Below are 26,616 nucleotides of genomic sequence, written 5' to 3'. Positions count from 1 at the left end.
GGGTAGGTTTCTGTTTTATATGGTTAAGCTAGATTAAGCTTTACCTTCTGAACCAAATACGTCGATACGTTCTTCAACTGATGCTTGGATAGCTTTTACACCGTCAGCCAAGAATTTACGTGGGTCGAAGAGTTTCTTCTTGTCGTATTCTGCTTCGTTTGCTTCGTAGTCACGAGCAAATTTACGAGTTGCGTTAGCGAATGCGATTTGGCATTCAGTGTTAACGTTAACTTTAGCAACACCAAGTTTGATAGCTGCTTGGATTTGCTCATCAGGAATACCTGAACCACCGTGCAATACGATTGGGAATCCTGGTACAGCTTCAGTCAATTTTTGCAAGTGGTCAAGGTGAAGACCTTTCCAGTTTGCTGGGTAAGGACCGTGGATGTTACCGATACCAGCTGCCAAGAAGTCGATACCAGTTGCAACCATTGCTTTAGCGTCTTCAATTGGAGCCAATTCACCGTCACCGATGATTCCGTCTTCTTCACCACCGATAGTTCCAACTTCAGCTTCTACTGATACACCATTTGCGTGAGCAAATTCTACAACTTTACGAGCTTTTTCAAGGTTTTCTTCAACTGGAAGGTGTGAACCGTCAAACATAACTGAAGTATAACCAACTTGAATACACTCAAGTGCATCTTCGTAGTGACCGTGGTCAAGGTGGATAGCTACTGGTACAGTGATACCCATTGATTCAACAAGGTTAGCGATCAAGTTGCGAGCAACTTTGTAACCACCCATGTATTTAGCAGCACCCATTGAAGTTTGGATCAAAACTGGAGCTTGTTTAGCTTCTGCTGCACGCAAGATAGCTTGAGTCCACTCAAGGTTGTTTGTGTTAAATCCACCAACTGCATAACCGTTGTCACGAGCTGCTTGGACAAATTTTTCTGCTGAAACGATTGCCATTTTATCAGGCCTCCTGTATATTTTTATGGGATATCCCATTTACATTGTTCATTTTATCACTTTTTAGCAAAAAAAGCTAGTTTTTCCCATACTTTAGATTGAATTTCTTCCAATCAGATTGATGTAAACCCTTTCTTAATCACTTCCGGCTCGGTCTGTGGTAGCTTCATGAAAAATGCTAGGTTATCATCGTCTCTTTCAAAATGATAGTCAATTTCTTCGTTTTCTAATAAACTTTTGACGACGAATAGTCCCAAGCCAGCTCCCTTACTTTGTCGACTAGAAACCGCAAAGGATTGTTCAAATTTATCTTGTTCCTCAAGTGTACAACTGTTCTCAATAAATATCCAGCCATCTTTTACTCCAATTTTTAGATAACCTCCTTGGACAGAGTGTTTCACAGCATTACTGATCAGATTTGAAAGAATCAGCTTGAGTACTGAAGGATTTAGATAAACGTGCTGATCAGTTAGCTGGTTCTCAACTGAGATTTCTCTCTCTTTGGCTAATAAGTCATAGTCCTTCAATAGAAGATTGGTCATATCCAGAAGATTGATTTCTTCCTTCTTATCTCGCAGTTCCTGTACCGAAGAAAGGGATAGGATTTGCTGAACATGATGACTCAAATCATCTACGATCCCCAAAGAAACTCCCAAATAATGGTCCCGATCTTTATAGCGTCCAATATTGGCTTTCATATTCTCCAGAAGAATCTTCAGACTAGCTAGAGGTGTTTTCAGTTCATGGGAAGCACCTCGTAAAAACTCGACCTTCATCTTTTCTAACTGGAGGATGGCTTCATTTTTCTCATGCAAATCCGCAATGACTGTCAAGAGATGCTGATAAAGGCTGTTGATTTGTTCTTTAAGATCGCCAATTTCATCCTTAGAATCCACGCGCAACCTCACTTCTGTATCCAAATCCATCATCCGTCGAGTCACTCGTTTGATTTCCAAAATCGGTGCAACAATAGTCCTAGCATAGATAAAGGCGATGAGGAGCGAAATGATGAAAGACGCTAATAAAGTATAAGGCAGAAATTGAAGACTGATGTCTTCTGCTTCTTTCTGCAAATCCATAGAAGCTAAAAACTGTAAGGTCATCGTCTGACCATCCTTAGTTTGAACTTCTCTTTCCTCAATAACCAAAGAAGCCGTCTGTCGTTCTTTATCAATGGGAAGATTATCCTTGACCTCCAACTTGTCCTGGGTCATTTCTCCCTTGATGGCTCCCTTAATATCGCTACTTTGAGAATAAAGTTCAAGGACTTCCTGAATAGCTTGTCTGTCCTTTCCTTGGAGAGTTTGAGCAATTTCTGTAGCCTTTTGCCCGATGCTCTCCTGACGATGACTTAGATAGGTCGGAGGAAAGAGGAAATAGATGGCCAAATGCAAACAAATGACCAAGGTAGAAAATACCGAGAAGGTATAGATAAAAATCTTTTTAAATAAACCTGAACGTCTCATTTTCTCTCCAATTTATAACCAACATTGCGCACGGTAAGAATACAGTCTAAATCCAATTTTTTCCGTAATTCCTTGATGTAAACGTCAATAACACGATCGAAAGGTACTTCATCTGTCAATTTCCATACAGCATCGATAATCTGAGCTCTAGTCAAAGCACGACCTTCATTTTTAACTAGATAGTCTAGGATTTCCAATTCTTTTGCATTCACAGGAACATTTTGGCCGGCCACTGTGGCACTATAACTGTCAAAATCGACCTTGGTATCCTTATAGGTAAAGCTACGACCGGTATCATAATAACGTTTAAAAATAGCATCCACCCGAACCTTCAACAGAGATAGGGAAAAAGGCTTTTCAAGATACCCATCTGCTAGTGAGGCAAAGGCGCTCATCTTATACTCCTCATCCTGAAAAGCTGTTAGCATCAAGACCGGAACTTGACTGCTTTTTCGGATTTCTGACAAAACCTCTAAACCATTGAGTTTAGGCATTTGAATATCTAGGAGAACCAAGGCAACCTGATGATGAGAAAATTGTTCTAAGGCCTCAAGGCCATCTGCTGCCTGAATGGTTTCATAGCCACAATCCGTCAAGTAATCACTAATTCCCTCACGAATCATGTCTTCATCTTCTACAATTAGAATTTTCATATAAATCCTTTTCTATCAAAAATGCTACCTATATTATATCTCATTTGAAAGAGAATAGGTAGCACGATTCTTATTCACCGTCTATCAAAAGTTCTTTTGGTTGCTTAAAGAGGAGATTGCTTGAAGCAAGTGCCATAACAAGTACTACCAGTACCAATCCAAGAACAAAAACGATAGCAAAGTCTGATGGTTGAATGGAAATATCAAGACTAGAAAGTGTTTTACTAAAGCCGTCAACTTCTGCACCACCACCGAGATTGGAAGCTTGGGCTGCCCTACTTGCCTGCTTGGCCACATCTGATGTGACATTTGCAAGAACAGTATTTCCAATGGCACGAGCAGTATAGTTGGCTAGGAAGTAAGCTGAGATCAGCGCTGGAATAGCAATCATAACTGCTTCTGTGATAAATTGACCTAAAATACTTGCTTGTTTTAGACCAATTGAAAGGAGAATTCCCACTTCTTTGCGACGGGCATTGATCCAAAGTGTCAGTAAGAGACCAAGTAGGAGAACAGAGAAGCTCAAGCTACCCCAGAAGAGAAGATTAGCCATCTTGTACATGCCTGAGATAGATTGTTCGAGGGCAGGATAGTTAGATGAACTCTTAATCAAGCTATACATCTTCCAGTTGATGCCGTTGATAGACCCTAATTCTTGCATGACACTATCTAAGTTCTTATCTCCAGCCACAAAGAAGGTAGCATCGCCATAAATAGCTGTATCTTCTGTATAACCATAGAGTTGGGCTGCTGTGTGAATATCTGTGATAGCTGTATTCTCATAAAGTTCTTGTGAGTAGGTTACAGCAGATTTATTATGTCCATCAAAAAGTCCTTTAATAGTTACTTCTACTGTTTCCTTGGCTCCTTTTTCATTATCGGCATCGTAGATATTAGAGTTAAGTTTAACCTTATCCCCTACCTTCCAGCCATGTTTTTCAGCCAAGTCTTTGTGCATGAGAATTTGGTATTTGTCATCGTTTGTTAAATGCTCACCTTCGACCAGTTTGTAAGAGCCTGACACAAACTTGTCTTCTTTAGCCGAATCATTAACTCCTGTGATCATCAAGCTACTTCCAAAACGTTGAGCTCGATCTGCAGTTAGATTTTTCTTGGTTTCAGGCGTTTCAATCAGTTCATAGCCTGTCAAATCACCGATAGCATTGATCCGTTTGATGTAGGATTCAATGGCCTTATTCTCAGTAATTTTTTTAATATCTTCACCCTTGATATTCCCCGCACCACGTGGAGTTCCTTGGTTGACCCTACGGTTGATTTGCATGGAGAAACTATTGGTGATATTTTTAAAGGTTTCTTGAGAAGCCTTGGCTGTCGCACCCTTGATAGACAAGCCGACCAAACTCAAACTAGCCATCAAGAGAATGATAAGAAAGATCACAAGCGACTTAAAAAATTTTCTTGTGACATAGGCAAATGCGTTGTGTAACATAAGATTCCTTTCTAGATTTACTTCCGTTTTTAATATGTTTAAAAGTTTTAGTTACTGTTTGTTCTTATTTCAGTCAGTTTCTTATCCTTCAATTCCAGTGTAATATCTGATGCTTGTGCTACTTCCTTGCTGTGGGTCACAACGATCACACACTTGCCTGTTTTCTCAGCAAGAGATTTGAGCAAATCGATGATATCCCCAGCAGTCTTAGGATCCAAGTTTCCTGTCGGTTCATCTGCTAAAATCACTGGTGCTTCCGATACAAGGCTACGAGCAATGGCAACCCGTTGTTGCTGTCCACCTGATAATTGGAGAACATTCCTCTTGATTTGACTTTCATCTAAACCAAGTTCAAGAAGGGTATCCTTGCTAGCTTTTTTATTGACCAAGCGGATATTTTCCAATGGAGAAAGATAATCAATCAAGTTATAGTTTTGGAAAACCAAAGAGATATGGTGCATTCGGTGATAAGAATATCCTTGTTCACGAATATCCTTGCCTTCAAATAGGATAGCACCTTCGACTGGACTATCAAGTCCTGCTAATAGAGACAAGAGTGTGGATTTTCCAGCTCCTGATTCTCCGATAATACTATAAAACTTGCCTGGTTCAAAATCGTAATTGATTTTATATAATACTGCTTCTGCAGTGTTCTTATAACGATAAGTAAGATCTTGTAATTGTAGTAAAGTCATGATTTCTCCTTTATTAACTGATGGATGATAAAATTTCTTTCGGTGATTTTCTAAATAAAAATAGGAAACAAAGTGCAACTGACAAGCAGCTGATGATAAGTAGGAAGATATAAGATTCTCCAAATGATAAAAGACTTGTTGAAAGATTCGTTGCTTTTGCTAGCGTATCTTGTAGGGCAGCTTGGTCGCCACTTGCTAGCACAGTCTTCAAGAGATAGGAAGTAATGGCATTTCCAGCCACAAATGCAGGCAGAATAGATGCCAATGAAACTATGATGACTTCCAGGCAGAATTGGCTAAAGATTGCTACTTTCCCTTTACCTAGTGCCAATAAAATACCAACCTCGTAGACTCGCTCTCGTAACCAAAGGGACAAGACCAAGATCAGCGCTCCTACACCAGCAATCATAATACCATAGAGGAAGATCTGTAGGAAGGTTTGGAAGGTCGAAACTGAATCCTTGATTTGTTCAAAAGCCTTATTTTCCTTCTCGACTTGGTAACCTTTCGTTTCAGGAGATAACTTTTCAACCTCTTGAATGATTCTATCCATATCTTTTGGATTTTCTAGAAAGAAACGAGCGGCAGTAACTTGAGCTTCCTTATTTCCAAGAAGACTTTGGCTACTTTCGTAGTCTGTATAGACCGTGTTTTCACTAAAGTCTGATGAGAGACCGGTAAATTTCTCTTGCTTCTGACCTGAGAAAATACCGACGATTTCATAATCTAGCCTTTGTCCATTATTTCCTTCTACTTGACCAGGATTTAGACTAATCTTATCCCCAAGTTTTAAGTTATTCTTCTTAGCCAATTCCTCGTGGACTAATATTTTCTGGTTATCTCCTTTTTGTAGATGTCTTCCTTCCTTAAGGGTAAAGGCGGAACTTGTAAAAGAAACATCCTTGGAAGAGTCTTCTAATGCAATCAAACTGATAAGATTTTTTTCAGCCTCTGTCAAATCATCCCTTTGGATACTTTGTTCTCCAGTAACGACTTCTTTGTCAGTCAACTTGGCTATTGTTTCTAGCTCAGGTGAAATCTTCTCAAGACCCTTTATCTTTTTAAGGTCATCTAGTTGAGACAGTTGAAAAGTCTGATCTGCTTCTATTCTTTTAATAGAAAAAGACGTATTCAATGAGCGATAGAGATTATTTTCTACTGTTTTGTTGGACTTCATAAGCGTCAGACAAGCCGATATTCCAGCCAATAAGACAAATAGAATCAAGAATAATATGAGACTTCTCAGTCGTTTTCTGCTGACGTAAGCCCAAGCTCTTTGAGTGGGATTCATATAGCACCTCCATATTTGTAAAACCATTATAATATTCAAATATGAAATGTTTATGAAATCACAAAAAAAGAGCAAAATCTTTGCCCTCATTTTGATAAAAAAATAAAGAGCTAGCCAAAGCTAACTCTTTTCCTATGCGGAGAGAGGGACTTGAACCCTCACGACCTAAAGCGGTCACAGGATCCTTAGTCCTGCGCGTCTGCCAATTCCGCCATCCCCGCGTCGATTACTTTACTAGTATATCAACTTTCACAAACTTTGTCAACACTTTTTTCAGATTTTTTTCAGATTTTTTGAATACATTATTCTTTGATTTCAACTAGGTTTTCATCAAGGAGTTTCGCTCCTAATGTATTCTTAAAATGTCCAAGTGCAAACTGGTGATTTTCAGGCCAAATGGATGCGACTGCTGGCTTAACAACTTCTATCTGATACCCAAGATTATAGGCATCAATAGCCGTATGCAATACACAGATATCTGTCAGAACACCTGTTAAGATGACTGTATCCACGCGACGCTCTCTCAGACGGATATCCAAATCTGTGCCAGAAAAAGCCGAATAGTGACGTTTATCCATCCAGAAAACACGACTATCCTGGGCCTGTTCCTGATAAAATTCAGCTAACTTACCATATAGATTACGCCCACTAGTCCCAATAAGGTTATGAGGGGGAAATAGTTTACTTTCTGGATGAAAGACATCATTTTCCTCATGAGCATCAATGGTAAAGAAAATATAATCTCCACGGTCAAATGCTAATCTAGTTACCTGATTGATTGCTTCTGATATTTCTTGAGCAGGAGCTCCTGCTGTCAATTTTCCATAATCCGCTACAAAATCTTCTGTATAGTCAATCGAAATTAAAGCCTTAGCCATTAATAGTCCCTCTTTTTCACTTCTTCAAAGATATCTGGGATCAAGACCTTAAGATAAGTTCCCTTCATCCCCAGTGAACGACTTTCAATAATTCCTGCTGATTCGAGTTTTCGAAGGGCATTGACAATCACAGAGCGCGTAATACCGATACGGTCTGCAATGACTGATGCAGTTAATTGTCCTTCATTGCCATTCAATTCACCCAAAATAGCTGATACTGCTCGTAACTCAGAGTAAGAAAGAGTATTGACTGCCATTGTTACGGCTGTACGACGACGGATATTTTTCTCGTCTTCTTCACGTTGAAAGTTCAAAAGCTGGATACCAACCACCGTACTAGCAATCTCAACAAGAATCAAATCCTCATCTTCGAATTTCTTATCATTACGCCAGATAATCAAAGATCCCAAACGAATCCCAGAAACATGGATTGGAGCAATAGTTGTTAAACCATCTGGGAAGTCTGAGCGACTTTCAATTGGGAAAATAGTCAAATCATGTTCCACAGGGAGGTTGGCCTCCGTATCGTAGATCATATTTGCCCCTTGGATATAGTCCTCAGGGAAAATCTTTGTTTGGAAGAACTGCTCTACACGATCGGTGTTTGTTTTATAGCGCATAAAGTAGCCCAACAAACGCCCCTTACTGTTAACAATACAAGCGTTGCAATCAATAATATCCGCTAATTGGCGTGTGATGGCATTATATGGAAGATCATCTTGTAATTTCTCCTCCGCACGCTTCAGGATAGACGTAATTTTTCTCGTTTTTTCTAATAAATGTGCCATTTTTCACCTCGTATTCAATCGCTTCGATTATATCATAAAATGGCCATTATTTCAATAATTATCTGAAAATTGTTTATTGAATTGCAATTCTCTTACATTTGCAATTTTTTATATTTTTTTCAATTTTCTTGTTGACAGGTTCCTAAATTTTTGATAATATAATATTATAAGATATCAAATATATAAATCTATTTTCTCGTATTAAACTTTTCTTGACTCTCGGTCTCCTTATATATTAAAAGCGATCCACCTCAGTGAACCGCTTTTTTTATTATTTATCGCCCTTGTTACGGATTACAAAACCAGTTTTCTTCTCGCTTGAAGTATTGCGTGGTTTTTTATTATCCTTACGGTAACGTTTTTCCTTCTCAAAGCGGTCGTTTTTGCGACCACCTTTTTTGAAATCATCTCGACGTTCACCACGACGATTGTCGCGACGGCGATCACGATCTCGACGATCCTCACCACGACGTCCTCCCTTGCCTTTACCACCGAAGCCATTACCTGATGGTTTAAATGGCAGTGGTTTCTCACGCGCAATTTCAACTTCTGGAAGACTATCTGGATCCTGAACTGTCAAACTTAGGATGTACATTGCCAATTCTTCTGGGCTGAATTCAGCTGCCAATTTACGGGCATCTTTTGCGAATTTATCAAAGTTACCACGAACAGTCTCATCGGCAAAGTCACGTTCAATTTTCTTAAGTGCAACATGCTTTTTAGCTTGGAAGGCTTCTTCTGCTGTCGCAGGTTTCAAGCCCTTCATGCGTTTCTTGGTCAAGTTTTCGATGATTTGGAGGTAGCCCATCTCATTTGGTGCTACGAAAGTAATCGATTGACCTGACTTCCCAGCACGACCTGTACGACCAATACGGTGAACATAGCTCTCTGGATCTTGTGGAATGTCGTAGTTATAGACATGAGTCACACCTGAGATATCCAAACCACGTGCTGCAACGTCTGTAGCTACTAGGACATCAAGGTTACCATTTTTAAAATCACGAAGGACACGAAGACGTTTGTTTTGGTCAAGGTCTCCATGAATCCCTTCTGCACGGAAGCCACGGATTTTAAGTCCACGAGTCAATTCATCCACACGACGTTTGGTACGACCAAAGACAATAGACAACTCAGGTTGTTCAACATCCATAAGACGAGTCATGGTGTCAAATTTTTCTTGTTCCTTGACACGGATATAGTACTGATCAACTAGTTCAGTTGTCAACTCTTTAGCCGCAATCTTCACATGCTCAGGTTCTTTCATGAACTGAACCCCGATACGTTTGATAGCTTCAGGCATAGTTGCTGAAAAGAGCAAGGTTTGACGATTTTCTGGGACACGAGAGATAATGGCTTCGATGTCTTCAAGGAAGCCCATGTTAAGCATTTCGTCCGCTTCATCAAGAATAAGAGTTTCAATATCTTGCAATTTCAAGGACTTGCGTTTGATCAAATCTAGGAGACGACCTGGTGTTCCAACTACGATATGAGCACCTGATTTAAGAGCCTTGATTTGTTTTTCGATACTTGAACCACCATAAACAGAACGGACTTTTACACCCTTGCTTCGACCAAAGCGGAAGAGTTCTTCCTGACTTTGCACAGCTAGTTCTCGGGTTGGTGCAATGACCAAAGCTTGAATGGTTGCTTCTTCTGTACGAATTTTTTCAAGGGTTGGCAAGCCAAAGGCAGCAGTTTTTCCTGTACCAGTTTGGGCTTGTCCGATAACATCTTTTCCTTCAAGAGCCAAAGGAATGGTTTGCTCTTGGATAGGACTTGCTTCTACAAATCCTGCTTTTTCAATTTCTGCCAATAAATCAGCAGAAAGATTAAATTCATTAAATTTCACGTTATTCTTCTTTCTAAAGATGGTGCGAAGCCATCCTATAGCGCTTAGTTTATACTTTTCTTGTCATGACGTACTTTCATATCTTTTATGAAAGACCGTGTTGCTTCTTTTCCACTAAAGAAAAGTACTGCTTTTTTGCAACTTATCTAGTATAACACAAGAGAGGGTCAAAAGATAGTCTAACCTCCTGATTAAATCATGTAAACGATTTTTCTATCGATTTGCTTCACTCAAAAAGTATTTGTTAGAGCATTCGGTTCCTGAAATGATTTTCCGTAGCAGATTTGTGCAAAAGTTTTTTTCTTATGCTAGAATGAAATTCGAACAGGAGGAATAAAAATGTTAACATACGATTTAATTGTCATTGGTTTTGGTAAGGCAGGTAAAACGCTTGCTGGAAAACTAGCTTCAGCTGGTAAAAAGGTTGCCCTTATCGAACGTAGTAAGGCGATGTACGGCGGTACTTGTATCAATATCGGTTGTATCCCAACTAAAACCTTGTTAGTTGCTGCTGAAAAAGACTTGTCATTTGATCAAGTCATGGCTACTAAAAATACGGTTACTACACGCCTCAATGGTAAAAACTATGCGACTGTTGCTGGTACAGGCGTCGATATCTTTGATGCGGAAGCTCACTTCCTTTCAAATAAAGTCATCGAAATCCAAGCTGGTGAGGAAAAACAAGAATTGACTGCTGAAACTATCGTCATCAACACTGGTGCTATTTCAAACGTCTTGCCAATTCCAGGACTTGCTACAAGCAAAAACGTCTTTGACTCAACAGGTATCCAAAACTTAGACAAATTACCAGAAAAACTTGGAATTCTTGGTGGTGGTAATATTGGTCTTGAATTTGCTGGTCTTTTCAACAAACTTGGAAGTAAGGTAACAGTCCTAGATGCTCTGGATACTTTCTTGCCTCGTGCTGAACCTTCTATCGCAGCTCTTGCTAAACAATACATGGAAGAAGACGGCATTGAACTCCTTCAAAATATCCATACTACTGAAATCAAAAACGATGGTGACCAAGTTCTTGTCGTGACAGAGAATGAAACCTACCGTTTCGATGCCCTTCTCTACGCAACTGGACGTAAACCAAATGTAGAACCACTTCAACTTGAAAATACAGATATTGAACTAACTGAACGTGGTGCGATTAAGGTGGACAAACACTGTCAAACAAACGTTCCTGGTGTCTTTGCAGTTGGAGATGTCAATGGTGGACTTCAATTCACTTACATTTCACTTGATGACTTCCGTGTTGTCTACAGCTACCTTGCTGGTGATGGCAGCTACACACTTGAAGACCGTCTCAATGTTCCAAACACCATGTTCATCACGCCTGCACTTTCACAAGTTGGTTTGACTGAAGCCCAAGCAGCTGATTTGAAACTTCCATACGCTGTTAAGGAAATCCCTGTTGCTGCTATGCCTCGTGGTCATGTAAATGGTGACCTTCGTGGAGCTTTCAAAGCTGTGGTTAATACTGAAACCAAAGAAATTCTCGGGGCAACCATCTTCTCAGAAGGTTCCCAAGAAATCATCAACATCATTACTGTTGCTATGGACAACAAAATCCCATACACTTACTTCACAAAACAAATCTTCACTCACCCAACCTTGGCTGAAAACTTGAATGACTTGTTTGCGATTTAAGTTAATTCAGGCAGCCCTCCTTGGGCTGTTTTTCTTTTTCTAAAATCTCAAATCTGTCTTTTTCAGCTTTTATGATATAATAGAAACATGAAATTAGAAACTACTTTTGGGCTCCTTGCTGGACGTTCTTCTCATTTTATTTTGAGTCGTCTCGGACGTGGAAGTACGCTCCCCGGAAAACTTGCCCTTCAATTTGATAAAGATATTTTACAACATTTAGCGAAGAACTACGAGATTGTTGTGGTAACTGGTACCAATGGAAAAACCTTGACAACCGCTCTCACTGTCGGTATCCTAAAGGAAATTTATGGTCAAGTGTTAACTAATCCTAGTGGTGCCAACATGATAACAGGAATCACGACTACTTTCTTGACTGCAAAATCTTCAAAAACTGGAAAAAATATAGCAGTACTTGAAATCGATGAAGCTAGTCTCTCACATATCTGTGACTACATCCAGCCTAGTCTTTTCGTTATCACTAATATCTTCCGCGATCAGATGGACCGCTACGGTGAGATCTATACGACCTACAACATGATTTTGGATGCTATTCGAAAAGTTCCTACTGCTACTGTTCTGCTGAACGGTGATAGTCCACTTTTCTACAAACCTGCAATTCCAAATCCTGTTCAGTATTTTGGCTTCGATATGGAAAAAGGTCCAGCACAACTGGCTCACTACAATACTGAAGGTATTCTCTGCCCTGAATGTCAAAGTATTCTGAAATATGAACTCAATACTTATGCTAACTTGGGAGCTTATATCTGTAATAATTGTGGATGCAAGCGTCCTGACTTGGACTACCGTCTGACAAAATTGGTTGAGTTGACTAACAATCGTTCTCGTTTTGTTATTGACGGCCAAGAATACGGTATTCAAATCGGTGGTCTCTACAACATCTACAATGCTCTGGCTGCAGTTGCTATCGCCCGTTACCTCGGAGCTGATTCTCAACTGATCAAACAAGGTTTTGACAAGAGTCGTGCAGTTTTTGGACGACAAGAAACCTTCCATATCGGTGACAAGGAATGCACACTGGTTCTCATCAAGAATCCTGTCGGTGCTACACAAGCTATTGAAATGATTAAGCTAGCTCCTTACCCATTTAGTCTATCTGTTCTTCTCAATGCTAACTATGCTGACGGTATTGATACCAGCTGGATCTGGGATGCGGATTTTGAACAGATAACTGACATGGATATCCCAGAAATCAACGCCGGTGGCGTTCGTCATTCTGAAATCGCTCGTCGTCTTCGAGTAACTGGTTATCCAGCTGATAAAATCACTGAAACAAGTAGTCTGGAACAAGTTCTTAAAACGATTGAAGCCCAAGACTGCAAACATGCTTATATCCTTGCGACTTATACTGCTATGCTGGAATTCCGAGAACTACTAGCCAATCGTCAGCTTGTTAGAAAGGAGATGAACTAATGGTTTATACTTCACTTTCCTCAAAAGACGGCAACTATCCTTACCAGCTAAATATCGCCCACCTCTATGGTAACCTCATGAATACCTACGGAGATAACGGGAATATCCTTATGCTCAAGTATGTAGCTGAAAAGCTGGGTGCTCATGTTACAGTTGACATCGTTTCTCTCCACGATGATTTCGATGAAAATCACTACGACATCGCCTTTTTCGGCGGTGGTCAAGACTTTGAACAAAGCATCATTGCTGGTGATTTGCCTGCTAAAAAAGAAAGCATTGGCAACTTTATCCAAAATGATGGTGTCGTCCTAGCTATCTGTGGCGGTTTCCAATTACTGGGTCAATACTATATCGAAGCTTCTGGAAGACGTATCGAAGGTCTAGGTGTCATGGGACACTACACACTCAACCAAACCAACAACCGCTTTATCGGTGACATTAAAATTCATAATGAAGAATTCGATGAAACCTATTATGGTTTTGAAAATCATCAAGGCCGTACCTTCCTCTCAGATGACCAAAAACCGCTCGGTCAGGTTGTTTACGGAAATGGAAATAATGAAGAAAAAATCGGTGAAGGTGTTCACTATAGAAATGTTTTCGGTTCTTATTTCCACGGACCTATTTTATCCCGTAATGCAAACTTAGCCTATCGCTTAGTAACCCTTGCCCTCAAAAAGAAATACGGTCAGGATCTTGTCCTTCCGGCTTACGAGGACATTCTCAATCAAGAAGTCGCTGAAGAATACAGCGATGTGAAAAGTAAGGCAGAATTCAACTAAACTTCCTATTCCAGCATGCCATCGGCTGTTGGAATTTTTTTAAGCTCTTTTCCCCTTCTCCCTTGCATTTTCTACTATTTTTTGCAAAAATAGAGGGGTAGAAAGAAGGTAACATATGTCTAAATTACAACAAATTGTAACATATCTCGAATCTGAAAAGTTAGACGTCGCAGTCGTATCTGACCCCGTCACTATCAATTACCTCACTGGTTTTTACAGTGATCCACACGAACGCCAAATGTTCCTCTTTGTCCTTGCTGACCAGGAACCACTCCTCTTTGTTCCAGCTCTTGAAGTTGAGCGCGCAACTAGCACTGTCTCTTTTCCAGTCGTTGGTTATGTGGACTCTGAAAACCCTTGGAAAAAAATCCAAAACGCCTTACCACAGATTGATTTCAAACGTGTCGCAGTTGAGTTTGATAATCTCATCTTAACTAAATACCACGGTTTGAAATCTGTCTTTGAAACTGCTGAGTTTGAGAACTTAACTCCATTAATCCAACGCATGCGCTTGATCAAATCAGCTGACGAAGTACAAAAGATGATGGTAGCAGGTGTCTATGCAGACAAGTCTGTTAAAGTTGGTTTTGACAATATCTCTCTTGATAATACGGAAACTGATATCATTGCACAGATTGATTTTGCCATGAAACGCGAAGGCTATGAGATGAGTTTTGATACTATGGTTTTGACAGGTGATAACGCTGCAAATCCACACGGTATTCCTGGAGCTAACAAGGTTGAAAACAATGCCCTTCTCCTCTTTGACCTCGGTGTAATGGTGAATGGTTATGCATCAGATATGACTCGTACAGTCGCTGTTGGTAAACCTGACCAATTCAAGAAAGACATTTACAACTTGACTCTTGAAGCCCAACAAGCTGCCCTTGATTTTATCAAACCTGGTGTCACTGCGCATGAAGTAGACCGTGCTGCCCGTGAAGTTATCGAAAAAGCTGGCTATGGTGAGTACTTCAATCACCGTCTCGGTCATGGTATCGGTATGGATGTCCACGAATTCCCATCTATCATGGAAGGAAACGACATGGTTATCGAAGAAGGCATGTGCTTCTCTGTTGAACCTGGTATCTATATCCCTGGTAAAGTCGGTGTTCGTATCGAGGACTGCGGTGTTGTTACGAAGGATGGCTTCGACCTCTTTACAAGTACCAGCAAAGACTTGCTTTATTTTGATTAAAAAGTATATTACAAAAAATAAGATGGAAAAGTTATTCTTTTCCATCTTATTTTTTGATTTGATAATAAATTTTATCGGCTATATAACCTTTTCGTTCAACTGCATTTGGAATCGTCTTCCAAAAAGTCATACCCGCCTTTTCCATAACACGACCAGATGCTGGGTTTAGACTTACATAGCAAGCATCAACCTCTTCAAATCCAATCTCATCTAGACAGTATGATAAAACTGCCTTCAAGGCTTCTGTCATGAGTCCTCGTCCCCAGTAGTCCATCCCTAAGATATATCCGACTTCACAGCTAGAGTTTTCTTCATCCACACTGACCAGACTAATATCTCCAATGACATATTCTGGATTTTCTTTGAGACTAATGGCCCATTTGTAGTAATTTGGATTGTCATAGGATGCTACCCAAGTTCTTATTGAGTTCTTTGTAAAATCAACATTTGGATGAGGATCCCAAGTAACATAGGTTAGATTATCTAGACTAGAAGCCCAATTTTCAAACATGGCTTGAGCATCAGTTTCACAAAAGCGTCGCAATAGCAACCGTTCAGTATGTAATGTCTTTGTACCTATGGATTTCATAATTCAACCTCGCTTTTTTATTTTCAGGCTCGGGCTAAAAAAGTCCCCCGGACTTTTTTACTCCCAAAACGTATCAAACACTGTGATTGGTAAGTGGCGTTTGTGTTGGCCTTTATACCACCATTTTTCAATGGTTGCTTGGGCTTCTTGGCTTACTTGCTTACCTTCGAGGTAATCATCGATTTCATTGTAAGTGACTCCCAAGGCTACTTCATCTGCCAATCCTGGTTTCTCTTCTTCTAGGTCTGCGATTGGTACTTTCTCATAGAGGGCTGGATCAGCTCCAAGTTCCTGCAAGAGTTGTTTTCCTTGACGTTTATTGAGGCGATAGAGAGGAAGGATATCTGCACCGCCGTCACCAAATTTGGTAAAGAAACCTGTGACATTTTCTGCAGCATGGTCAGTACCAATAACTGCTCCACTATGAGCTCCTGCGAGTGCATATTGGGCAATCATCCGGCTTCTAGCCTTGATATTCCCTTTATTAAAGTCTGACATTGGACTACCAGTAGCCTCTACTGCCGCTGCCATTGCATCTACAGAATCTTTGATATTGACCACCAAACTCACATCTGGCTGGATAAAAGCTAGGGATTTTTGAGCGTCATCCTCATCTGCTTGAATTCCATAAGGCAGGCGAACCGCTATAAATTTATAAGAATCATCACCAGTTTCAGCTCGCATTTCTTCCATGGCTAGTTGAGCCAAGCGTCCTGCCAAGGTCGAGTCCTGTCCCCCAGAAATTCCTAAGACAAATGTCTTTAAAAAAGGATGTTTTTTCAAGTATCTTTTCAAAAAGTCAATCGAACGATGGATTTCTTCCTGGGCATCAATCACTGGTTTAACTCCCAGTTCTTGGATAATGGTCTCTTGCAAACTCATTCTTCTTCTCCTTCACCTAGAGCTTCCTTACGCATCTTATCAATCAAGTCCATCTTATCTTGCCATACATCACGAGCCAAATCGACAGGGTAATGTTGTGGGTTCAGAACACGCTTGTATTCGTCCCAGAGCTTGTCAAATTCCTTACGAGCATAGGCTTGAATTTCAGGTAAACTTGGTAAATCATAGACTAGCTTACCTTCCTTGAAAATGTCTACCAAGAGAGGAACAGCATCAAAATTACGGACAGTTTTCTTGATGTAAGTATAGGTTGGATGGAACATCTTGATTTCAGTCATGCTAGCAACATCGACACCATCATAGGTAATGTAATCGCCTTCTGACTTGCCTTTTTCACGGCTGGTGATACGCCAAACTTGTTTCTTACCTGGTGTTGAAACCTTCTCTGCATTGTTTGAAAGTTTGATAGTACTGCGCATCTGACCATTTTCATCTTCAATGGCAACAACCTTATATACTGCCCCAAGTGCTGGTTGGTCATAGGCTGTGATGAGCTTAGTTCCTACACCCCAGACATCAATCTTAGCTTTTTGCATCTTGAGGTTAAGGATGGTATTTTCATCAAGGTCATTGGATGCATAGATTTTGGCATCCGTAAATCCTGCCTCGTCCAGTTGCTGACGAACTTTTTTAGAAATATAGGCGATATCTCCAGAATCAATGCGGACACCAAGAAAATTAATCTTGTCACCCAGTTCACGAGCAACCTGAATCGCTGCTGGAACACCGATACGAAGAGTATCGTAGGTATCCACTAGGAAGACACAGTTTTTGTGCGTTGAGGCATACGCCTTGAAAGCCTGATAGTCATTCCCATAGACTTGTACCAAGGCGTGAGCGTGAGTCCCTAGTACAGGAATTCCAAAGAGCTTACCAGCACGTACATTACTAGTCCCATTGGCACCACCAATGACAGCGGCGCGCGTTCCCCAGATAGCTGCATCCATTTCTTGAGCACGACGTGTACCGAACTCCATCAAAGGCTCATCTTCAATGACTGAACGAATACGAGCAGCCTTAGTCGCAATCAAGGTTTGAAAGTTGACGATGTTCAAGAGAGCTGTTTCAACCAATTGACACTGAGCCAAAGGACCTTCCACTTGAACAATCGGTTCATTGGCAAATACCAAATCCCCTTCTTGAGCAGAACGTACAGTCAATTCCAACTTGAGATGACGGAGATATTCCAAGAAGGCGCCATGATAGCCAAGTGATTCCAAATAAGCAATATCGCTATCTGAGAAACGCAAGTTTTCAAGGTATTTCACAATTCGTTCCAAACCTGCAAATACAGCATAACCGTTTTTAAAAGGTTGTTGGCGGAAATAAACTTCAAAAACCGCTTTCTTGTTATGAATCCCTTGGTCGAAGTAAACCTGCATCATGTTAATCTGATACAAATCTGTGTGCAATGTTAAACTGTCATCTTGGTACATATACTGTCCTTCTTCCTTATTTGCAAAAAGATGAAAATCTTTCTTCTTTTCTCATAAATTAATACTATTATATCACATTTTAGCTGGATTGAGAAAAGAGTAACAAGCTATTCTCCACTCTCCAGTTCATCCATGTCTTGCTCAAATTTTTTCTGAGCCCATTCGCCATAGCTCTTCAGACCTAGATTGCCAATAAAAACCCAAGGAAGGTAAATAACATAAGTAATTGCCCAAGCAGACAAGTATTTAACGTTCAGAGGATTGTGCTGATAAATTTCGATATTGAATTGATAATTCTGCAACATCAAAAGAGTCGTAATAGCGAGAGTTACCAGCAAACACCCTATAATTGTAAAATGAAAACGACTATAGTAGTTCACACCCAAATCTCGAGCACGGCCGAAAAAGTAAGAAGTTCCAATAATGATAATGATGAGAATCATTCTCGGATTAAAAAGACTTGGTGCTAATACTGTAATCATATAAGATAAAAGCAAGAAAGCTATAGAGATATAGAAACTTTCAGCCCCCGCTTTATTCATCAGTTGCTCTTCTCTTTCATCTAATAATTGGTAATAATAAAATCTATTTTTCATCTTCTTCCTCCCAAAATAATTGGTCTAGAGTTTTGCCTAAGCATCTGCAAATAGACTGGCAAAGCGAAAGCGAGGGATTGTATTTCCCAGCTTCTATCAAGCCGATAGTCTGCCTAGTGACACCCACAGCTTCTGCCAAATCACCCTGTGTCATATCTCGCTCTACTCGAGCGAGTTTTAATTTTAAATTCTTAGCCACTTCTTACCTCCTCCTTAATTTTAAAAGTCGCGATTCTTTCTAAGTTCATTATATCATATATTTTACATTATGCAATATATATCTTTCATTTTGTGCGATTTTTTTAACAAAAAATCTCTACCACCTATATGATAGAGACTTTTATGTTTATTCAAATCTTGGTAAAATATCTACGATATCGCTTCTGTGTTTTACTTGATAGGCTTTGATACCTAAACTTTCAGCCATCTTAGTGTTGTCTGCTATATCATCAAGAAAGACACAATTTGCTGGGTCCAACTGATATTTATGGAGGATTTCTTCAAACATTTTTCGATCAGGTTTGATGACCTTGATATCACAGGAAAGGACGAAACCATCTAAGATTCCATTTAAAGGAGATAGTTGGTCTTTCAATAATTCATAAAAAACTGGTGATGTATTTGACAAAACAAAAATACGATGACCTTTTTCCTTTAAACGTGCAAGCAGCGGAAAGACTTCCATGTAAATATCGATATAGGCTGGCCAATTCCAAATGACTTCTTCAACCTTTTTCTGATAGCAATCCCCTATCATAGAAAGAACCTTATCAACCAATTCTTCTCGAGTCAAGGTCCCCAGGTCCAATCTTTCCCAGAGCCCCGACTGAAAAATAGCCTTGTCTAAAATTAGATAATCTTTCTGAGTTTTAGCTACAGCTTTCAAAATCTTATCCTTATTCCATTCTAATAAAACATTTCCCATGTCTAGTATAATATCCATTATCCACCTCTATTGTTAATCGAATAGCAATCTTTACTTCAATCTCTATTTTTATGTTATAAATCTTTTTGATAATAGTGCCTTTGTCCAGTGTATGGATAATCCTTCAATGTAAAAACTTCCTTATAGTCATACTTCTGATAAAAGGCTGGCGCTTGAAATTGATACGTATTCACAAAAGCAAAGCGACAGTTTCTCTTTTTAGCTTCACTCTCTGCTTGCTGCAATAGTTGGGAGCCGATTCCTTGTCCTCGCAACTCCTCTTTCACAAATAAATACTCGATTTCTAGCCAATTTCCAAAGGTCTCTGCTACTAAACCAGCCAGGAGTTGACCATGTTCATCTTCGACATAAAGGTTTAGTGGCTCACATTCAGCTGCTTCCCTTTTGGAACGATTATAGGAGCGAATCAAATTCCCTATCTCCTGTGCTTTCTGAGACTCTGTATTCTCCAATCTAATGTGCATCAAAACCTCCTCAAAGACACTTATGCCTTGATTATATTCCTATTTTGAAGAACTGTCAAACTTAAAAAAACTCACCAACCTGAGTTGATGAGAATATAACTTATTTTCTAAACTTCCATTGGCTGTAAATACCAAATGCAACAATCCAGATAGCTGAACCTCTAGCTCCCATTACAGTTGACTCTTGTAAGAAGAGAGTTCCAAATACAAAGATAAAGAAGAGCATAGTCAGAGGATTTAGCAAGCGATATTGAGGCATAAGATAGCCATCTGCCATAAAGTCTTTAGACTTACGATATTTGAGATGGGCTACCATGATCAAGATGTAGATGGCGATATAAACACCTGATGAAGAAGCCGTAATCAAAGCAAAGGCATCTGATACGCCTGGAAGGACATTGATGAAGGCTGCAAAACCAATCAATACGGCAGAAGCAATGATAGCATTCTGAGGAACGTTGTGGCGTGAGAGTGTGTCTGCCTTAATAGCTTTCAAGAAATGATTTGGTGAATCATGGGCAATTTGGTACAAATGACGACCTGTTGAGTAAAGGGTTGAATTCAAGGCTGATGCAGCTGAAGTCAAAACTACAAAGTTAATCAAGGCCGCTGCCCACTTAAGACCAACAAGTTCAAATACCGTTACAAATGGTGAATCTGCTGCAGAAAGCTCACGCCAAGGAATAATAGACATGATTGCTAAGAGAGCTCCACCGTAGAAAAAGATAATTCGCAAGGGAATTTCCTTAACAGCCTTAGGCAAGACTTTTCTTGGATCCTTGGTTTCAGATGTGGTAACACCGATAAATTCAATCATTAAGTAAGCAAAGAAAACCATCTGGAAGGCCATGACAAAGTTCATAGCACCATTTGGGAAAAGTGAGAACTGCTCACTAATATTAGCGAGACTTGCTGAACCATATGGAGTTTCAAAACCGGTCAAAACAAGAAAGACCCCTGTTGCAATCATAGCGAGAATGGCCACGATTTTGATCATAGCAAACCAAAATTCTACTTCACCAAAGATTTTAACGGCAATCAAATTCACCAAGCCGAGTATTGTCAGAAATACAACCTGGATCAACCAAGATGGCCAGGATGGAAACCAAAACTGAACATAGTGAGCAATAGCTGTAATCTCAGCCATACCGATAAAGACTACTGAGAGCCAGTAAGACCAGACTGAGAAGTAACCCCAACCCTGACCTAGATAACGAGTAATAAAGTTGATAAAGGTATGTTGCTCCGGATCTTGGTACAACATTTCCCCGATAGCACGCATCATAAGATACATAAAACCACCCGTAATCATATAGACCAAGACGATTGACGGACCTGTCAAACTAATAGAACGTCCAGCTCCTAGAAACAGTCCTGTTCCAATTGTTCCTGCAATCGCCATAACCTGAACATGGCGATTGGTTAACCCACGTTCCATTTTATTTTTCTTTTTGTGCTTATTTTCTGAATTCATATAGTCTCCTCTAGTTTTTAGAATTAAGAAAAGGAGTAATGGGAAACGCTTTCCCTATATCTACTCCTTCTTTTCATTCCTATTAAACTGTTTTTTCTACTTTTAAGATTTTAACATCATAGCTTCCTACAGGTGTTTCAATCGTAGCAGTATCACCTGTTTTCTTACCAATCAAGGCTTGCCCAATTGGGCTTTCATTTGATACTTTACCTGCAAAGGCATCTGCACCCGCTGATCCCACGATGATATATACTTCTTCGTCGTCTTCACCAATTTCTTGGATAGTTACTGTTTTCCCGATAGCAACTTCATCTTGAGCAACCGCATCGCTATTGACAATCTCAGCATAACGGATTTTTGTTTCCAAGCTAGAGATTTGTCCTTCAACGAAGGCTTGCTCGTCCTTAGCTGCTTCATACTCACTATTTTCTGACAAGTCACCGTATGAACGCGCAATCTTGATGCGTTCTACAACTTCTGGACGACGAACTAGTTTCAACTCTTCTAATTCTTTTTCGAGTTTTTCCTTTTCTTCAAGGGTCATTGGATATGTTTTTTCTGCCATTTTTCTCAACTTTCTTTTGATTAAATTTAAATTTCTTTAGGTAGTAAAGCAAAATTATGTGGTAAACCACATAATTTTACAATGAAGACAAAGTCTTTTTAAAGCTTTCCTTGAATGATTTTAGTCAGTATCGACCTTTTAAAATCTGTGCCTAAACCTAATGATTCTATCACTTCTAGACTCAGGTTCAAATAAGAGGTAAGTTTTTACTTTCGTAATTTCCGAACGCCTAAAACTTGTGAATTTCAGGCGTTTCTAATCATAGCGGAAAGACTGGTGTGACTTGCTATTCCCGTAAAAAGAGAGTTTCTCTTCTACACTCACGGATTTAATAGCAAATCTTGTTCTAAGAGTTAGTTTGAACTGCTTGATTGTGTCAGTTTACTGTTGACATGCTCTGCAACGTTTCGATCATGTTCTTCTCGTGTCGTTGCAAAGTAAACCTTACCATCTTGTACGTTGGCTACAAAGTAGAGATAGTCGCTCTTAGTTTGATTGATACTTGCTTCAATTGCATCCAGACTTGGACTGTCTACTGGGCCAGGCATTAAGCCAAGGTTCGTATAATCATTATACGGTGAATTGATTGTTGTATCAATTGCTGCATCATCTGCCAAGCTAATATTTTGTCCTAGCTTACCTTCTGCATAGAGAATAGCAATGTTACTTTGAAGTGGCATACCAAGGTTCAAACGATTATAGAAGACTCCAGCGATCAGTTTGCGATCGTCAGTTTTCAATCCTTCTTTTTCCACAAGTGATGCGATGGTGAGGAGTTCATTCACTGTCAAGTTCTTTTCTTTGATTGCAGTGTAATGTGCTGACAAGTTTTTGTCCATAGTTGCCACCATTTCATCAATCAAGCTTTCAATAGTTGTGCTTTCTTTGATAGCATAAGTTGCTGGGAATAGGTACCCTTCTAAACGATAACGAACACCACTTTCTTTAGTTGGTAGACTTCCGAGAAGGGTTGGGTACTTAGCAACTAATTGAGAGATGAAGGTTTCATCTTGCACTTTTGCCAAGAAGGCATCAGCAGTCAAAGGTTCTTTAAAGTCTCCTTGAAGCTGACCAACTGTTTGTGCGATTTGATCAAGGGTATATCCTTCAGGGATTGTAAGATTTGCAAGTGCAACTTCTTGAGGTTGAGGCGTTCCACCCTTTTGCAATTCTTTGATGATATCATCTGTACTCATGCTCTTTTGCAAATTATAGTAACCAGATTTCAAATCATTGTAGTCTTTATACTTAGCATAAAGGCTAAAGATAAAACCGTGTTTTACCAATTCAGATTTTTCTAAGGTATCACCAATTTGCTGAAGATTGGCCCCTTCTGGAATCTGAACCGTAACATACTGTTTTGAATTAGCATCAACCGGTTGGAGTGCAGATTCGACATAACGGTAACCAAAGAATCCACCCACACCTAGTAAAATCAATAAAACAAATACTGTTATGAAAAATCCTTTCAAGCGTGATTTTTTCTTTTTCTTGATTGGTTTCACTGATTCTTTACGACTTCTTCTAGGAAGCTCCGTTCTAGTTTCAACTGGAGCAACTGGTTCTTGACTTGGAGTTTCTTTTGCAAGAACTGTTGGTTTCGGTTGAGGTTTAATATTCTTTCGAGCAGGACTTGGTTTGGCCTGATTCGTACGATAAGAAACTGGAATCCTTGTCGAATTAGCATTGAACTCTTTCTCTTCTTGAACCGGCTGAGCAGGCACATGAGATTCAACTCGATCTACAGTAGGTACTACTGGTTCTGTAGCTACTGCAGATTCTGCAGGTGTAACTTCTGCTGGAACTACAGCTGGTTCTGCAGGTGTAACTTTTTCTGGAGCCACAGCTGGTTCTGCAGGTGTAACTTTTTCTGGAACTACAGCTGGTTCAACTGGTTCTTCTGATGACAAAGATGGACGTGGTGGAACTGTTGGAGCATTAGCAAATAGTTCATCCACTAGTGAAACTGAATCTTCCATCAAGTCTTCTACAGACGGCTCTTTCACTAATTCATCTGTCTTTGAAAGATTACTGAAATCAGAGAAAAGCTCATCCTTACCACTCTCGGTAGCGTTAACCTCTTCTTCTCTTTTCAATCTTTCTAAGTCTCGTAAAATTTGTTCTTTAAAACTTAACTTTTCTTCTTCTCGAGAATTTTCGCTCAAAGGTATTACCTCCTTGTTGATAATCTATAATATTATATCTCAAAAACTAAAGAAAAGCAACCATAGATGCCTTTCTGATGCCTAATTCGTGTTTTCCCAGACCATATCATACCATTCTTCACCAGCAAAAGTCGACTTGGATTTTCCTTCATTCACAAAACCATGTTTCTCATAATAGCCAATAAGATAGTCATGGCAGGTTAGATTGATTCCCTCACGCTCAAGAGCGAGATCTTTTAAAGCGGTCAATAATTTTCGTCCGACACCCAAAGCTTGAGCTTTCTTAGCAATGGATAGACAAGTCACAGAGATATAGCCACCTTTTTGACGGCTGTAATCTTTAATGTCTTCTGTAAAGGACTGGTCTTGTAAATGTCGATGAGGAACTACTGGTCCCTCAATATAGCCTAGTATTTCCCCCTCTTTTTCAGCCACTAAAAAACTAGTCTTAATTTCCTTCAGATGAGCTTCAAAAACAGGACGAGGAATGGCTTCTTCAATTGAAAAATTTTCTAGCTCAATTTCAAAGATACGATCTAAATCTGTCAATCTAGCTGGTCTAATAATCATAGTTCCTCCTGATAATAGGGATTATGCCATCGCATGAGAAAGGCAACTTCACTGCTCCTTTCTCCATCTACGATCCCTTGTTCCACAAATCCATTCATTTCAAAGTAGGCCAGCAACTCATCCTCACAAAGCAGATAAATACCTGGTCTATTTTGCTGACGGGTAACTTCCTTCAAAGCTGCTAGCAACAAGGTTCCAAAGCCTTGCCCCTGGTAATCTGGATGAACAGCTAAATCTTCAAGGATGATTGCGTTCTCACTAATGAATTCCTCATCTCCGATCTCAAGCATCCATTTTCTTAAAGAGGGAATAGGAGGTGTCGTCGCAGTGATATAGGCAATCCCTTGATCATCCAGGCTAGCTAAGAGAAACGTACCCGCATGGTTGCGGATACGTTCTTCTATTATTTCTCTATTCATTATTTCTATGGAGTTTGAAATACTTTCTTGTATCAAGCAAATCTGATTTATATCTGATTGCTGTGCTTCCCTGATTTTAATTGGAAATTCCATGATCTTCCTTACTGAACATTGCTTGTCAAATTAGACAAGAGACGTTCGAATGAATATTCATAAGTTTGGATATCGCCAGCTCCCATGAAAACATAGACAGCATTGTCATGGTCTAGGAGTGGAGAAACATTTTCAACTGTGATAACTTGATGTTTCTTGTTGATTTTATTGGCAAGGTCTTCTACCTTGACATCACCATGGTCCACCTCACGAGCTGAACCGTAGATTTGTGCGAGGTAAACTGCATCAGCCTGATTCAAGGCTTGGGCAAAATCATCCAACAAGGCGATGGTACGAGTAAAAGTATGCGGTTGGAAGATAGCCACGATTTCCTTGCTTGGGTATTTTTGACGTGCAGCATCAAGAGTCGCTACGATTTCAGTTGGATGGTGAGCAAAATCATCGATGATAACAGTGTCATTGACAATCTTTTCTGTAAAGCGACGTTTCACTCCACCAAAAGTCTTCAAGTGTTCACGCACTAAATTCAAATCAAAGCCAGCAGTATAAAGCAAACCAATTACTGCTGTGGCATTCATGATATTGTGGCGACCGAAAGTTGGAATATGGAATTGGCCCAACTCTTGACCACGGAAGTGAACGGTAAAGGTTGAACCTGTTGTAGAACGAAGTAAATCGCTGGCTACAAAGTCATTGTTGTCTGCTTCAAAACCGTAATAATAAATTGGAGCATTAGCCGTAATCTTACGCAACTCAGCATCTTCACCGTAGACAAATAAACCTTTGGTAATTTGTTTGGCATAATCATTGAAGGCGTTGAAGACATCTTCCAAGCTTGTGAAATAGTCAGGGTGGTCAAAATCAATGTTAGTGATGATAGAGTACTCTGGGTGATATGGCATGAAATGGCGCTCATACTCGTCTGATTCAAAGACAAAATACTTGGCATTTGCAGAACCACGACCTGTACCATCTCCGATCAAGTAGCTAGTGTCAGTAATGTGTGACAAGACGTGAGAAAGCATACCAGTTGTTGAAGTCTTACCGTGTGCACCAGCAACTCCCATACTGATAAAGTCACGCATAAAACTACCAAGAAACTCATGATAACGTTTATAGCTGATACCATTTTGGTCCGCATAAGCAATTTCAACATTGTTATCTGGACGGAAGGCATTACCAGCGATAATTTCTAAGTCACCTTGAAGATTTTTTTCATCAAAAGGTAAAATTGTAATCCCTGCTTGCTCTAGTCCACGTTGTGTAAAGTAGTACTTTTCAACGTCAGAACCTTGAACTTTATGCCCCATTTGGTGCAACATCAAAGCCAAGGCACTCATACCTGATCCCTTGATTCCGATAAAATGATAGGTTTTTGCCATT

The 26,616-nt window shown here is 39.8% G+C and carries 26 protein-coding genes and 1 tRNA gene; 4 read left to right on the top strand and 23 right to left on the bottom strand.

Annotation, left to right across the window (positions count from 1 at the left end; translation table 11 throughout):
- Positions 1 to 33: 33 nt before the first annotated feature.
- The 10 genes from QM469_RS00785 to QM469_RS00740 all read right to left on the bottom strand — a co-directional run bounded on the left by QM469_RS00785 (position 34) and on the right by QM469_RS00740 (position 9,985).
- Complete coding sequence (locus QM469_RS00785; RefSeq protein ID WP_049549139.1) at positions 34 to 915, bottom strand: class II fructose-bisphosphate aldolase; 882 nt, start codon at positions 913 to 915, stop codon at positions 34 to 36.
- A gap of 113 nt (positions 916 to 1,028) precedes the next feature.
- Positions 1,029 to 2,381 carry a sensor histidine kinase VncS gene (gene vncS / locus QM469_RS00780; RefSeq protein WP_371607547.1) on the bottom strand — a complete coding sequence of 451 codons (1,353 nt, stop codon included), beginning with the start codon at positions 2,379 to 2,381 and terminating at the stop codon, positions 1,029 to 1,031.
- On the bottom strand, positions 2,378 to 3,034 hold the full coding sequence (vncR, locus tag QM469_RS00775) for a response regulator transcription factor VncR (RefSeq protein WP_371607548.1): 657 nt from the start codon (positions 3,032 to 3,034) through the stop codon (positions 2,378 to 2,380). The genes vncS and vncR overlap by 4 nt, the downstream gene beginning before the upstream one ends.
- A gap of 70 nt (positions 3,035 to 3,104) precedes the next feature.
- Positions 3,105 to 4,484 (bottom strand): ABC transporter permease subunit Vex3, encoded by a 1,380-nt coding sequence (vex3, locus tag QM469_RS00770; protein ID WP_414275848.1) that lies wholly within the window; start codon positions 4,482 to 4,484, stop codon positions 3,105 to 3,107.
- Positions 4,485 to 4,531: 47 nt separating this feature from the next.
- Positions 4,532 to 5,179 (bottom strand): ABC transporter ATP-binding subunit Vex2, encoded by a 648-nt coding sequence (gene vex2 / locus QM469_RS00765; RefSeq protein WP_016466097.1) that lies wholly within the window; start codon positions 5,177 to 5,179, stop codon positions 4,532 to 4,534.
- 13 nt (positions 5,180 to 5,192) lie between these two features.
- Positions 5,193 to 6,470 (bottom strand): ABC transporter permease, encoded by a 1,278-nt coding sequence (locus tag QM469_RS00760; RefSeq protein WP_414275847.1) that lies wholly within the window; start codon positions 6,468 to 6,470, stop codon positions 5,193 to 5,195.
- Between the two features lie 135 nt (positions 6,471 to 6,605).
- A tRNA-Leu gene (locus tag QM469_RS00755) sits at positions 6,606 to 6,691 on the bottom strand.
- An 81-nt stretch (positions 6,692 to 6,772) separates the two neighbouring features.
- Positions 6,773 to 7,348, bottom strand: a complete 576-nt coding sequence (locus tag QM469_RS00750) for a cysteine hydrolase family protein (RefSeq protein ID WP_281334752.1) — start codon at positions 7,346 to 7,348, stop codon at positions 6,773 to 6,775.
- Positions 7,348 to 8,136: a GTP-sensing pleiotropic transcriptional regulator CodY gene (gene codY, locus QM469_RS00745; RefSeq protein WP_248035987.1), complete on the bottom strand. Its 789-nt coding sequence runs from the start codon at positions 8,134 to 8,136 to the stop codon at positions 7,348 to 7,350. The genes QM469_RS00750 and codY overlap by 1 nt, the downstream gene beginning before the upstream one ends.
- A 271-nt stretch (positions 8,137 to 8,407) precedes the next feature.
- Positions 8,408 to 9,985, bottom strand: a complete 1,578-nt coding sequence (locus tag QM469_RS00740; RefSeq protein ID WP_248035988.1) for a DEAD/DEAH box helicase — start codon at positions 9,983 to 9,985, stop codon at positions 8,408 to 8,410.
- Positions 9,986 to 10,324: 339 nt separating this feature from the next.
- On the opposite strand from QM469_RS00740, the gene QM469_RS00735 reads away from it, so the two are divergent.
- The 4 genes from QM469_RS00735 (at position 10,325) to QM469_RS00720 (ending at position 15,052) form a co-directional block, all read left to right on the top strand.
- Positions 10,325 to 11,641 carry an FAD-containing oxidoreductase gene (locus QM469_RS00735; protein ID WP_371607550.1) on the top strand — a complete coding sequence of 439 codons (1,317 nt, stop codon included), beginning with the start codon at positions 10,325 to 10,327 and terminating at the stop codon, positions 11,639 to 11,641.
- 87 nt (positions 11,642 to 11,728) lie between these two features.
- Positions 11,729 to 13,072, top strand: a complete 1,344-nt coding sequence (gene murT / locus QM469_RS00730) for a lipid II isoglutaminyl synthase subunit MurT (protein WP_371607551.1) — start codon at positions 11,729 to 11,731, stop codon at positions 13,070 to 13,072.
- Positions 13,072 to 13,854, top strand: coding sequence for a lipid II isoglutaminyl synthase subunit GatD (gatD, locus tag QM469_RS00725; protein ID WP_248035991.1), 783 nt, complete (start codon positions 13,072 to 13,074; stop codon positions 13,852 to 13,854). The genes murT and gatD overlap by 1 nt, the downstream gene beginning before the upstream one ends.
- Before the next feature lie 115 nt (positions 13,855 to 13,969).
- On the top strand, positions 13,970 to 15,052 hold the full coding sequence (locus tag QM469_RS00720) for a M24 family metallopeptidase (RefSeq protein WP_371607552.1): 1,083 nt from the start codon (positions 13,970 to 13,972) through the stop codon (positions 15,050 to 15,052).
- Positions 15,053 to 15,098: 46 nt separating this feature from the next.
- Here the strand turns inward: QM469_RS00720 and QM469_RS00715 are convergent, their stop codons facing one another.
- The 13 genes from QM469_RS00715 to murC form a co-directional block, all read right to left on the bottom strand.
- Positions 15,099 to 15,641 (bottom strand): GNAT family N-acetyltransferase, encoded by a 543-nt coding sequence (locus QM469_RS00715; RefSeq protein ID WP_371607553.1) that lies wholly within the window; start codon positions 15,639 to 15,641, stop codon positions 15,099 to 15,101.
- A 57-nt stretch (positions 15,642 to 15,698) separates the two neighbouring features.
- Positions 15,699 to 16,523, bottom strand: a complete 825-nt coding sequence (nadE, locus tag QM469_RS00710; RefSeq protein ID WP_371607554.1) for an ammonia-dependent NAD(+) synthetase — start codon at positions 16,521 to 16,523, stop codon at positions 15,699 to 15,701.
- Positions 16,520 to 17,980, bottom strand: a complete 1,461-nt coding sequence (locus QM469_RS00705) for a nicotinate phosphoribosyltransferase (RefSeq protein WP_371607555.1) — start codon at positions 17,978 to 17,980, stop codon at positions 16,520 to 16,522. Before QM469_RS00705 ends, nadE begins: the two co-directional genes overlap by 4 nt.
- A gap of 107 nt (positions 17,981 to 18,087) precedes the next feature.
- Positions 18,088 to 18,576 (bottom strand): DUF6773 family protein, encoded by a 489-nt coding sequence (locus tag QM469_RS00700; protein ID WP_281334761.1) that lies wholly within the window; start codon positions 18,574 to 18,576, stop codon positions 18,088 to 18,090.
- Entirely contained in the window at positions 18,566 to 18,775 is a 210-nt protein-coding gene (locus tag QM469_RS00695) for a helix-turn-helix transcriptional regulator (protein ID WP_070837358.1), read from the bottom strand. The genes QM469_RS00700 and QM469_RS00695 overlap by 11 nt, the downstream gene beginning before the upstream one ends.
- Positions 18,776 to 18,922: 147 nt before the next feature.
- On the bottom strand, positions 18,923 to 19,519 hold the full coding sequence (locus QM469_RS00690) for an HAD family hydrolase (protein ID WP_371607556.1): 597 nt from the start codon (positions 19,517 to 19,519) through the stop codon (positions 18,923 to 18,925).
- Positions 19,520 to 19,575: 56 nt separating this feature from the next.
- Complete coding sequence (locus QM469_RS00685) at positions 19,576 to 19,986, bottom strand: GNAT family N-acetyltransferase (RefSeq protein ID WP_371607557.1); 411 nt, start codon at positions 19,984 to 19,986, stop codon at positions 19,576 to 19,578.
- A gap of 100 nt (positions 19,987 to 20,086) precedes the next feature.
- Complete coding sequence (locus QM469_RS00680; protein WP_371607558.1) at positions 20,087 to 21,460, bottom strand: amino acid permease; 1,374 nt, start codon at positions 21,458 to 21,460, stop codon at positions 20,087 to 20,089.
- 82 nt (positions 21,461 to 21,542) lie between these two features.
- Positions 21,543 to 22,025: a transcription elongation factor GreA gene (gene greA, locus QM469_RS00675; RefSeq protein ID WP_000818756.1), complete on the bottom strand. Its 483-nt coding sequence runs from the start codon at positions 22,023 to 22,025 to the stop codon at positions 21,543 to 21,545.
- Between the two features lie 353 nt (positions 22,026 to 22,378).
- The gene (mltG, locus tag QM469_RS00670) at positions 22,379 to 24,196 is read right to left on the bottom strand and encodes an endolytic transglycosylase MltG (RefSeq protein WP_371607623.1); all 1,818 of its coding nucleotides are present in this window, start codon (positions 24,194 to 24,196) and stop codon (positions 22,379 to 22,381) included.
- 75 nt (positions 24,197 to 24,271) lie between these two features.
- A complete protein-coding gene (locus tag QM469_RS00665) occupies positions 24,272 to 24,760 on the bottom strand; it encodes a GNAT family N-acetyltransferase (protein WP_371607559.1) in 489 nt (162 codons plus the stop codon).
- Positions 24,757 to 25,272, bottom strand: coding sequence for a GNAT family N-acetyltransferase (locus QM469_RS00660; RefSeq protein WP_371607560.1), 516 nt, complete (start codon positions 25,270 to 25,272; stop codon positions 24,757 to 24,759). The genes QM469_RS00665 and QM469_RS00660 overlap by 4 nt, the downstream gene beginning before the upstream one ends.
- 8 nt (positions 25,273 to 25,280) lie before the next feature.
- Complete coding sequence (murC, locus tag QM469_RS00655; protein WP_371607561.1) at positions 25,281 to 26,615, bottom strand: UDP-N-acetylmuramate--L-alanine ligase; 1,335 nt, start codon at positions 26,613 to 26,615, stop codon at positions 25,281 to 25,283.
- Position 26,616: the final 1 nt, after the last annotated feature.

The sequence above is a fragment of the Streptococcus infantis genome, from assembly GCF_047464215.1.
Classification (GTDB): Bacteria; Bacillota; Bacilli; order Lactobacillales; family Streptococcaceae; genus Streptococcus; species Streptococcus infantis_P.
Note: the sequence above shows the minus strand (reverse complement) of the source record. Positions and strands in the feature narration are given on the sequence as shown.

Coding starts and splice junctions, on each gene's coding strand:
- QM469_RS00785 (WP_049549139.1), bottom strand. CDS start 915: ATGGCAATCGTTTCAGCAGAAAAATTTGTCCAAGCAGCTCGTGACAAC.
- vncS (WP_371607547.1), bottom strand. CDS start 2,381: ATGAGACGTTCAGGTTTATTTAAAAAGATTTTTATCTATACCTTCTCG.
- vncR (WP_371607548.1), bottom strand. CDS start 3,034: ATGAAAATTCTAATTGTAGAAGATGAAGACATGATTCGTGAGGGAATT.
- vex3 (WP_414275848.1), bottom strand. CDS start 4,484: ATGTTACACAACGCATTTGCCTATGTCACAAGAAAATTTTTTAAGTCG.
- vex2 (WP_016466097.1), bottom strand. CDS start 5,179: ATGACTTTACTACAATTACAAGATCTTACTTATCGTTATAAGAACACT.
- QM469_RS00760 (WP_414275847.1), bottom strand. CDS start 6,470: ATGAATCCCACTCAAAGAGCTTGGGCTTACGTCAGCAGAAAACGACTG.
- QM469_RS00750 (WP_281334752.1), bottom strand. CDS start 7,348: ATGGCTAAGGCTTTAATTTCGATTGACTATACAGAAGATTTTGTAGCG.
- codY (WP_248035987.1), bottom strand. CDS start 8,136: ATGGCACATTTATTAGAAAAAACGAGAAAAATTACGTCTATCCTGAAG.
- QM469_RS00735 (WP_371607550.1), top strand. CDS start 10,325: ATGTTAACATACGATTTAATTGTCATTGGTTTTGGTAAGGCAGGTAAA.
- murT (WP_371607551.1), top strand. CDS start 11,729: ATGAAATTAGAAACTACTTTTGGGCTCCTTGCTGGACGTTCTTCTCAT.
- gatD (WP_248035991.1), top strand. CDS start 13,072: ATGGTTTATACTTCACTTTCCTCAAAAGACGGCAACTATCCTTACCAG.
- QM469_RS00720 (WP_371607552.1), top strand. CDS start 13,970: ATGTCTAAATTACAACAAATTGTAACATATCTCGAATCTGAAAAGTTA.
- QM469_RS00715 (WP_371607553.1), bottom strand. CDS start 15,641: ATGAAATCCATAGGTACAAAGACATTACATACTGAACGGTTGCTATTG.
- nadE (WP_371607554.1), bottom strand. CDS start 16,523: ATGAGTTTGCAAGAGACCATTATCCAAGAACTGGGAGTTAAACCAGTG.
- QM469_RS00705 (WP_371607555.1), bottom strand. CDS start 17,980: ATGTACCAAGATGACAGTTTAACATTGCACACAGATTTGTATCAGATT.
- QM469_RS00700 (WP_281334761.1), bottom strand. CDS start 18,576: ATGAAAAATAGATTTTATTATTACCAATTATTAGATGAAAGAGAAGAG.
- QM469_RS00690 (WP_371607556.1), bottom strand. CDS start 19,519: ATGGATATTATACTAGACATGGGAAATGTTTTATTAGAATGGAATAAG.
- QM469_RS00685 (WP_371607557.1), bottom strand. CDS start 19,986: ATGCACATTAGATTGGAGAATACAGAGTCTCAGAAAGCACAGGAGATA.
- QM469_RS00680 (WP_371607558.1), bottom strand. CDS start 21,460: ATGAATTCAGAAAATAAGCACAAAAAGAAAAATAAAATGGAACGTGGG.
- greA (WP_000818756.1), bottom strand. CDS start 22,025: ATGGCAGAAAAAACATATCCAATGACCCTTGAAGAAAAGGAAAAACTC.
- QM469_RS00665 (WP_371607559.1), bottom strand. CDS start 24,760: ATGATTATTAGACCAGCTAGATTGACAGATTTAGATCGTATCTTTGAA.
- QM469_RS00660 (WP_371607560.1), bottom strand. CDS start 25,272: ATGGAATTTCCAATTAAAATCAGGGAAGCACAGCAATCAGATATAAAT.
- murC (WP_371607561.1), bottom strand. CDS start 26,615: ATGGCAAAAACCTATCATTTTATCGGAATCAAGGGATCAGGTATGAGT.